General features: G+C 67.9%; 11 protein-coding genes. 8 read left to right on the forward strand and 3 right to left on the reverse strand.

What is annotated here, in order from left to right; all coding sequences use genetic code 11:
• The 6 genes from C9J87_RS19815 to C9J87_RS19135 form a co-directional block, all read left to right on the forward strand.
• A partial coding sequence (locus tag C9J87_RS19815) for a hypothetical protein (RefSeq protein WP_232820120.1) occupies nt 1-524 on the forward strand: 524 nt, incomplete at its 5' end.
• Nucleotides 525-592: 68 nt separating this feature from the next.
• Nucleotides 593-841, forward strand: coding sequence for a hypothetical protein (locus C9J87_RS19110; protein ID WP_107706338.1), 249 nt, complete (start codon nt 593-595; stop codon nt 839-841).
• Between the two features lie 57 nt (nt 842-898).
• Nucleotides 899-1,504 carry a class I SAM-dependent methyltransferase gene (locus tag C9J87_RS19115; protein WP_107706339.1) on the forward strand — a complete coding sequence of 202 codons (606 nt, stop codon included), beginning with the start codon at nt 899-901 and terminating at the stop codon, nt 1,502-1,504.
• Between the two features lie 342 nt (nt 1,505-1,846).
• Nucleotides 1,847-2,209, forward strand: coding sequence for an SPW repeat protein (locus C9J87_RS19125; protein WP_107706340.1), 363 nt, complete (start codon nt 1,847-1,849; stop codon nt 2,207-2,209).
• 103 nt (nt 2,210-2,312) lie between these two features.
• A complete protein-coding gene (locus C9J87_RS19130) occupies nt 2,313-2,882 on the forward strand; it encodes a TetR/AcrR family transcriptional regulator (RefSeq protein ID WP_157953264.1) in 570 nt (189 codons plus the stop codon).
• A gap of 61 nt (nt 2,883-2,943) precedes the next feature.
• Nucleotides 2,944-3,414 (forward strand): hypothetical protein, encoded by a 471-nt coding sequence (locus C9J87_RS19135; protein WP_107706342.1) that lies wholly within the window; start codon nt 2,944-2,946, stop codon nt 3,412-3,414.
• 74 nt (nt 3,415-3,488) lie between these two features.
• Here the strand turns inward: C9J87_RS19135 and C9J87_RS20500 are convergent, their stop codons facing one another.
• Entirely contained in the window at nt 3,489-3,611 is a 123-nt protein-coding gene (locus C9J87_RS20500; protein WP_269801766.1) for a hypothetical protein, read from the reverse strand.
• A 259-nt stretch (nt 3,612-3,870) separates the two neighbouring features.
• A complete protein-coding gene (gene hrpB / locus C9J87_RS19140) occupies nt 3,871-6,459 on the reverse strand; it encodes an ATP-dependent helicase HrpB (RefSeq protein WP_107706343.1) in 2,589 nt (862 codons plus the stop codon).
• A 303-nt stretch (nt 6,460-6,762) separates the two neighbouring features.
• Between hrpB and C9J87_RS20610 the strand changes: the two genes are divergently transcribed.
• Both C9J87_RS20610 and C9J87_RS19150 read left to right on the forward strand, forming a co-directional pair.
• Nucleotides 6,763-6,969, forward strand: coding sequence for a type II toxin-antitoxin system HicA family toxin (locus tag C9J87_RS20610; RefSeq protein ID WP_107706344.1), 207 nt, complete (start codon nt 6,763-6,765; stop codon nt 6,967-6,969).
• Nucleotides 6,966-7,355, forward strand: coding sequence for a helix-turn-helix domain-containing protein (locus C9J87_RS19150; RefSeq protein ID WP_107706345.1), 390 nt, complete (start codon nt 6,966-6,968; stop codon nt 7,353-7,355). The genes C9J87_RS20610 and C9J87_RS19150 overlap by 4 nt, the downstream gene beginning before the upstream one ends.
• A 176-nt stretch (nt 7,356-7,531) precedes the next feature.
• Here the strand turns inward: C9J87_RS19150 and C9J87_RS19155 are convergent.
• The coding region (locus C9J87_RS19155) for a hypothetical protein (RefSeq protein ID WP_232820122.1) at nt 7,532-7,952 on the reverse strand (421 nt) is incomplete at its 5' end.

Genomic DNA, 7,952 nt, shown 5'->3' on the forward strand with positions numbered 1-7,952 from the left:
GGAACTCCTTGGGATACGGCTTCGGCATGGTGAACATCCTTCCAGCGAGGACGAATCCTCACAGGTCAGGTGTCAACCAAAGTCTGGGCAGTCCCTCGCGAAGGAATTCGCCAGATGCGTGGTGGCTGATCGCCGGCCCAGTGGCCGGGGTCGTGGGTGGAACCGTGTTGGGAGCGATCTGGGGTTGGGTGGCAACGCCCGCCGAAGGAGTTGGTCCTCTCGTAGGTGACTCCGTCGGTTCGACGATCGCCGGCGCGCTGCTGGGCATGACCCTGGGGATTTTCGCCGGTCTGGTGGTCGGCGCCGTACTCACGTTCATCGTCGGACGCCGACGACCCGCCTCAACTGCTCGACCGCTTGCTGCGGTTGTGGCTGCGCTGTGTTGCCCGGCCGTGCTCTTTCTCCTGACGAGCATCGGGCGGGTTGATCGCGGGCAACTTGGCACAGCTCCGTTCGCGATCGTGGCGGTTGCCGGGGCGGTCGTTTTCGCCTGGATGGTTGGTCGGACGCCAGACCGCACCTGACGACCAGCAGCAAGGGTTGTGGTCTGCGGCGCCCCCATCCGTTCACCGCTCGGTGTCGAACGCACAGCATGAGCCAGCCCGACACCATGTTCGCCAGCCGCAGCGTCCCCAGGCACCTCGTCCGGGGAGCGCTGGGCCTGCCGATGATGGTGGCGGCTTTCGTGCTGGTGCCGTGGCTCGGACCGCTCGCGCTCCTGCTCGTCGTGCCGGCCGCGGTGCTGCTGCGGGGGTGCCCGACGTGCTGGGCGCTCGGTCTGGTGCAGACCCGTGCGCTCTGCCCTCTGCCGTCAGAGGGTGGATCGCGAGCTCGCAGCTGAGGCCCACGCGCATCGGCCGCGAGGGCGCGTGCCTGAATCGGAAGGCACAATGCAGACATGGCAGAGCAGAGTGCGTGGATGCAGCAAGTGGCAGCTGACCCGAATCACTCGTCCTGGTACGTCGAGCGGTTCCGCTCGATGGCTGCGGCCGGTGACGACTTGGCCGGGGAGGCGCGGCTGATCGACACGATGGTCGGCCGTGGGTCACGCATCCTCGATGCGGGTTGCGGCCCGGGCCGCGTGGGCGGCGAGCTGGCTCGGCGCGGGCACGACGTGGTCGGTGTGGACGTCGACCCGGTGCTGATCGAGGCGGCCGCCCAGGACCACCCGGGTCCTCGATGGATCGTCGAGGACTTGGCGGAGCTCGATCTGGGGTCTCACGGGATCCCGGACCGTTTCGACGCGATCGTGTGTGCTGGCAACGTGATGACGTTCCTGGCGCCGAGCACCCGCCCTGAAGTGCTGCGACGGTTGAGGACGCACGTCCATGACGAGGGACGCGTCGCGATTGGCTTCGGTGCCGGCCGCGGCTACGAGTTTGCCGATTTCCTGGACGATGCTCGTCAGGCGGGGCTGGAGCCCGACCTGTTGTTGTCCTCGTGGGACCTGCGTCCGTGGCTTCACGACTCGGACTTCCTGGTTGCAATCCTGAGACCTATCTGAGCCCGGAGGGTCTGCTGCGCGATCACGCGCGCGGGTTGACCAGCACCTTGGTGTGGCTGACGGTCAGCTCGCAGACCTGCCAGTCGCCGTAGCTCACTGTCGAGGTGTCCAGCGGGAAGCCGAGCAGGGCCAGCGTGCCGCCACGGCGTACGAATTCGGCGGAGGGCTGCAGCAGCGCTGCGACGGCCGTTCACTCGTAGAGACTCGCTCGCCGTGCGGTGCGCCCGAAGCGGCGGAGTGACGCGTCCGGAAGTATTGACCGGGCGGTCAATCAGGCGCATTCTGAAGCTCAATGATCCGCCGTAGGGCGACGGGTCCGGGATGTGAAGGTGAGGATCAGTCATGCAGAAGTGGACGCGATGGCAGGCCTGGGTGGCGTTGGCGGCTGGCGCCTACGCAGCGTTGTCACCCCTCTGGACCCAGACGAGTGACACTGCGACGTGGACGATGGTGGCCCTGGGTGTCGTGACCGCAGCAATCGCGCTGTGGTCGTTGGCGATGTCGGAGGATCGAATCTCGGAGTATGCGCTCATCTTGATGGGCGTGCTGTTCATTGCCTCGCCGTGGGTGATGGGCTTCGAGCGCCTCGATGACATGGCCCTGACGGCATGGATCGTAGGTGCGATCACGCTGGTCGCCGGTGTCCTGGCAATGCCTCAGGTCGAGGACAGGATGCACATGCACCACGGGCCGATTGCGCACTAGGTGACTGCCGAGCAGAACCAGACCGACGGGCAGACCGCGCCATGCGTTGTGCGGCCTGCCCGTCAATCGCATGCTTCGTTCAACCACTGTCCCGGGAGCACCAATGGCCGCCGCTGACCGCCGCACCCGCATCCTGGATGCGGCCGAGGAGCTCTTCGCCGTCGATGGCTTCGACGCGACTCCGACGGCTCGTGTCGCCGAGGCCGCCAAGGTCCCGAAGGGGCTGGTGTTCTACTACTTCCCACGCAAGATCGACCTGCTGTTGACGCTGTTGCAGGAGCGCCTGCCGTCACCGACGAAGGACACCCTCGCTGGCGTCGTACGGCGGGGCGACCCGGCCGGGTCGTTGCTGGCCATGCACCGCCGCCTCGGCCTGGAGGACCACGACTCGCTGGTGTTGCGGACGATCATCTTCCGCGAGAGCGGCACTCACCCGGAGGTGCGCGACCACCTACGCCAGTTGCGCCGTTCGCTGGTCGAGCTCACCGAGGCAGCGCTGGACCAGGCAGTCGAGTGGACCGTGGCGAAGACGCTGCGCCGCCAAGCGGCCGAGACGTTCGTCTCGGTCATGCTCGACCACGCCAACGCGCGTAGGGCGGGAGGCGAGCTGCCAGACGTGCAGGGTGCGGCCGCTGTGGTGGCGTTGGCGGTGGGAGCTCCGGGCTTGGCGTGATCAAGTCGGCAACATCACTACCTCCAGACACCGGCCCGGGGGCTGGTGCGAGGATGCGTGAATGAGTTGGGGAGATGTCTGGGTCAACGGGGACAAGGTCCGACCCGGGATCGACGCCACCGGCCCTCGGGCGCCATGGATCCCGGCCGGCTTCATCTCGTCGGAGGAGCGGGCGTTCGTCGAGGCGACGCAGCTGCTGCGGAGAACTCGCGGTGCGCACGCCCGTGCGGTCGAGTTCGACCTCCAGGTCACCTCGTCCGCTGTGGGCAAGGAGCGCTCTGGCACCGGGAAGGCCGTCGTCGGCTTCGAGCCGGACGGCTTGTGGCTCGCGGTGGACGTGACGCCCAAGGGCAGCCTCGCGGAGGAGGCTCGCTTCGTGGTGTTCACGCAGCGCGTGCACGTCGTCTCCGGGGCGCGGCGCGCCGCCGAGCGCGGTACGGCGGGACGCGCTCGGGCAACCATCCGCCTTCGCGCTCGCGCGCGATCCCGTGAAAGCGCCCTCGAGTGGGGTCACCCGGCGACTCGGGACTGATCGACGGAGGCGTGGGCGGGCGCTGGGCGGTTGGCGTAGGACGCGCGCATCCGCGGCGCAATGATGCAGTCCGGTCAGTAGCCCCCGCCGCCCGTTCCGCCGCCACCGTTCCCTCCGCCGTAAACAGCCAGCAGCACGATGAGGATGGCGACGAGAACTGCCGCCGCAACCATGATCCATCGAGTATTCGACCTCATGACCAGGCTCCTTCCATCGCCAAGAGCGTCGGACGGCCGAGCTGAAAATAGCGAGAACTGCTCTCCGCTTTCCTTGAGCCACCTTACGCGCGACACAGCGTCCAACCCAGCTCCCCGTGCCTCCGGAGCTTGCCGCCGCCAAGATGCCGTCGACGAAAGGGCAGCGCCGACAGGCGGCGCAATGACGCAGGCTTTGCAGCCGTCGTCGCATGCGCCCCTGTAGGCAGGGAGATTCACCCCAAGCGGGTCAACAAGCCACTCAACTTCGGCGAACTCTGTTCGTCCGCGCGGTGGCCGGTGCGCTGCGTGGATCCTCAGGCCAGGCGTGCTTGGGATAGCGCCCGCGCAGGTCGGCACGTACGCCCGGGTAGCCGTTGTCCCAGAAGGACTCCAGGTCTGCGGTCACGGCGGCCGGGCGTCGGGCAGGCGAGAGCAGGTGCAGCAGGAGCGGGACCCTGCCGTCAGCCAGGACCGGTGCTGCGGCCCAGCCGAAGACCTCTTGCAGTCGCACGGCGAGCACCGGCTGATCCTGGGAGTAGTCGATCCGCACGCTCGACCCGCTGGGGACCTCGACGCGCTCAGGGGCCAAGTCGTTGAGCCTGCCCGCCTCCGGCCACGGCACCATGGCTCGCAGGGCGGCAGTCACGTCGATACGACGAAGATCCTGCGCCGAGCGGACCCGCGCCAACTGCAGTCCGAGCCAGGAGTCGAGGTTCTGTGTCAGTGCTGCGTCGCTCACGTCGGGCCACGGGTCCCCGAGCGCGCGGTGCAGGAAGTCGAGGCGCGCGCGCAGCGCCGTGGCCGCCTCCGTCCAGGCGAGGAGTGTGATCCCCTCGCTCGCGACCGCCTCCCGGATCGCGTCGCTCATGGCCTGCGCGGGTGGATCGCTGAGCCGGGTCGAACTGAGCTCGATCGCGCCCAGCAACGTCCGTCGGCGTGCCACCACCCGCCCACTGGTCCAGCTGACCTCATCCACCTCGGTCCACAGCGATCCCGCTGCCTCCAGCGCGAGGTCTTCGGTGAGCGGGGCCGCCGCGCGGATCCGGGCCTCACGTTCCCCGGGCCGTCGCTGTGCGTCAGCGACCGCGAGCCACTCCAGTCCGACCAGCGGCCCCGGGGCGCGCGAGTCGAGCGACGCGCCTGTCCCGGACGCCATCAGGTAGCTCGACGTGTCGGAGCGCTTGCGTGCGATCCGGTCCGGATGCGCCAGGGCCACCACCAGACCCACCGCCACGTCATCGGTGAGTGCTCGGGCGTGGCCCGACGTCCCTCTCCGGTCGCCGGCGGTGCCTTGCTTCGCAACCACCTCCTCCAGCCGGGCGACCTGGTGGCGCCAGGATCCTGCCCGCTGGCCAGCGCGCAGTGACCGAAGTGCGGCAACCAGGTCTCCGCCGGGGGCGCGAACGTCCTCACTCAGCATTGCGACCACCTCTGCGGCCCGCCTGGCCCCGACGAGACCGGCCCCGTCGATGAGGGCACGCGCCAGCCTGGGATCGACCGGCACGCCCGCGATCACCCGACCCCGCGAGGTGGCTCTCCCGTCCTCGGTCATCGCACCCAGCCCCACCAGCACCTCCTTGGCCGCCGACAGTGCGTACGCCGGTGGCTGGTCGAGCAGCGCCATGTCGTGGACGTCGTGGCTGCCCCAACACGCCACCTCCAGGGCGAAGGCCGTCAGATCGGCGGTCGCGATCTCGGGCTCCGGGTGAGCGGCCAGATGCGTGTGCTCCGCCTCGGACCAACAACGCAGCACGGTCCCCGGCCCCAACCGTCCGGCCCGTCCCGCCCGCTGCTCGGCCGCCGCCCGGCTCACCGCGACGGTCACCAGAGAAGCCAGTCCGCGACGGTGATCGGTGCGCGGCTCGCGCGAGAATCCGGCGTCCACCACGACGCGCACCCCGGGCACCGTCAGCGACGACTCGGCAACCGCGGTCGAGACGATCACTCGTCGACGCGGTCCCTCGCTGAGCGCACGATCTTGCTCGGCGCCGGACAGACGTCCGTGCAGGGCGTGCACGGCCGCATCCACACTGGCAAGGCGACGTACGGTCGCCTCGACCTCCGCAACACCCGGCACGAAGACCAAGACGTCCCCTTCGTGCCCGACCAGCGCACGACGCACGGTTGCTGCGACATGGTCGTGAAACGCTGGGGTGATCCCCCGGTCGTCAGTGCGGCGCACCCCCGCAGGCGGCGGACACCAGACCGCTTGGACCGAGTGCAGGGCCCCCGGCACGCGGATCACCGGCGCGCTCAAGACATCGGCGGGACCCTCGAGATCGTCACCTCGGCCGAGCAGGGCGGCCGTCCGTTCGGCCTCGATGGTGGCCGACATCGCCACCAGCAACAGGTCATCACGCAGGTTGGCCCGGACGTCGATGAGCAGCGCCAAGGTCAGGTCGGCGTCGAGGTGGCGCTCGTGCACTTCGTCGAGCACGACGGCCCCGACGCCAGCCAGCTCGGGATCGTGCTGGATCCGCCGGAGCAGCAGACCGGTCGTGACGAACTCGACGCGTGTACGTCGACTGCTGCGTCGGTCTCCGCGAACGGAGTATCCGACCGTCTCGCCAACCGGTTCGCCCAGCAGATGCGCCAGCCGGCGGGCAGCGGCGCGGACTGCGATGCGGCTCGGCTGCGTGACCACGACCCGTCCGGAGACGACCCCAGCGACCGCGGGTGGGACCAAGGTCGTCTTGCCGGTGCCCGGCGGTGCGTGGACCACCGCGACTCCGCGATCGTGAAGCGCCTCTACGAGGGGGGCCAGGCCCGCGGTGACTGGGAGGTCGGGCGGCGCCGCGAGCAGGTTGCGCAGCGAGTCGGACACTCTTGCAGTGTGCCTGACGCGCATCTGTGGATGAGGCTGCGGGACACCCGCCTAGAGGCCTGATATCCGAGAAAGCCGAATCTGTTTCCGCACTGGCGGCATCGACGCTGGATGTGCGCTCGCTTGGCTGATGCACAGGCGGCGGATAGACGTGGGTCCTTCGCACCTCAACTCGCGGGCCGGGGCGGCACGCCACGCCCCCAAGTGCGAAGGCGGCGGGGGTGCCGATGCGACGGATTGACCTACCGGTGGGCGGGTAGTGGCTGTGTTCGTCTAGTCCCCCTTGACTTGAATGTCTAGGGGGGCTAGACCTAGACTGTGAAACCGATGACCTATCGGGATCTCATCAAGAGACTCCGCAAGGCTGGGTGCAAGCTCATCCGCAGCTCGGGCCGACACGAAGTCTGGGAATGCCCGTGCGGGAAGCACCATGCACCAGTCCCGAACCACGGAAAGGGCTCGACGGTCGCTGCCGGGACCGTCCGCTCGATCATCACCCAATTATCCTGTCTCTCACCAGGAGTCATCCAATGACCTTCCCACTCAAGCCACGCGACCACTACGACGTCGTTGTCACTCGTGAGGCGCCCCAATGGGTGCTTGAGGTTAAGGGCGTGGGCGCAACCAACGTTCGCAGATTTACCGAAGCCGATGATTGGGTCCGCGATCTAGTCACGACCATGACCGAGCAGCCAGTTCCGGCCTCGACCACTTTCAGTTACACCGTTGCTGGCGAGCTTGGCGACCAGATCCAGGAGGTCCGGCGACGCCAGGAGGCCGCGGAGAAGCAGGTCGCCGCTGCTGCAGCAGCAGCCAAGGCCCTCGTTGGAGAGATGGTCCTCCATGAGGGCATCAGCAAGGCTGACACCGCCAAAGCTCTCGGCGTCTCCAAGCAGCGCGTTTCCCAACTCGTCCACTAACCCGGCACCCGCTCGGGCGAGGTCAGATCCAGCGCCCCATCGGGAAGCTGCAAGTTCCTGAGGGCTGCATTCGGACCGTCGGAAGCCCGCGGGCGTCACCGAAGGCGGCGGAGTGACGCTAGGCGTATGGCGCACGATGTGCCGCGGGGCACCTGCCGGAGTTGAAGCGGGATTGCCTAACGGTCGTTCAGGAAGCGTTCGTGAAGTTTATCCACCCGCCAGAGCAGTTCCATGAGCGCGCGGCCTCGGTCTTCCATCGTCGCAGGCAACGGGAGCCCCAGAAACATGATGCTGTAGTCATTTAGGGTCAATAGCGCCAGCATCGCCATGGTGAGAAGCGGCTGGGGTCGAAAGGGCTGGGGTCGCAGTTCGATCTCGAAACCCTCTGAAGCTTCTGTGAGATGGTTCTTGTAGATGTCGGTGAAGCTTCCGTGTACCGCTCCAGACCCCGTTCGATAGGCCGCGTAGGCGGTTGGCCCGAGCAACTCCATACGAGTCTGGGGGGACTGCCCAGACTTTGGTTGACACCTGACCTGTGAGGATTCGTCCTCGCTGGAAGGATGTTCACCATGCCGAAGCCGTATCCCAAGGAGTTCC

The sequence above is a fragment of the Nocardioides allogilvus genome, from assembly GCF_003047285.1.
GTDB classification, from domain to species: Bacteria; Actinomycetota; Actinomycetes; order Propionibacteriales; family Nocardioidaceae; genus Nocardioides; species Nocardioides allogilvus.

What these genes read in the sequence shown, in the direction of transcription:
- C9J87_RS20610 (WP_107706344.1), top strand. Translation starts at nt 6,763, where the DNA reads ATGACCTATCGGGATCTCATCAAGAGACTCCGCAAGGCTGGGTGCAAG.
- C9J87_RS19130 (WP_157953264.1), top strand. Translation starts at nt 2,313, where the DNA reads ATGGCCGCCGCTGACCGCCGCACCCGCATCCTGGATGCGGCCGAGGAG.
- C9J87_RS19135 (WP_107706342.1), top strand. Translation starts at nt 2,944, where the DNA reads ATGAGTTGGGGAGATGTCTGGGTCAACGGGGACAAGGTCCGACCCGGG.
- C9J87_RS19125 (WP_107706340.1), top strand. Translation starts at nt 1,847, where the DNA reads ATGCAGAAGTGGACGCGATGGCAGGCCTGGGTGGCGTTGGCGGCTGGC.
- C9J87_RS20500 (WP_269801766.1), bottom strand. Translation starts at nt 3,611, where the DNA reads ATGAGGTCGAATACTCGATGGATCATGGTTGCGGCGGCAGTTCTCGTC.
- C9J87_RS19110 (WP_107706338.1), top strand. Translation starts at nt 593, where the DNA reads ATGAGCCAGCCCGACACCATGTTCGCCAGCCGCAGCGTCCCCAGGCAC.
- hrpB (WP_107706343.1), bottom strand. Translation starts at nt 6,459, where the DNA reads ATGCGCGTCAGGCACACTGCAAGAGTGTCCGACTCGCTGCGCAACCTG.
- C9J87_RS19115 (WP_107706339.1), top strand. Translation starts at nt 899, where the DNA reads ATGGCAGAGCAGAGTGCGTGGATGCAGCAAGTGGCAGCTGACCCGAAT.
- C9J87_RS19150 (WP_107706345.1), top strand. Translation starts at nt 6,966, where the DNA reads ATGACCTTCCCACTCAAGCCACGCGACCACTACGACGTCGTTGTCACT.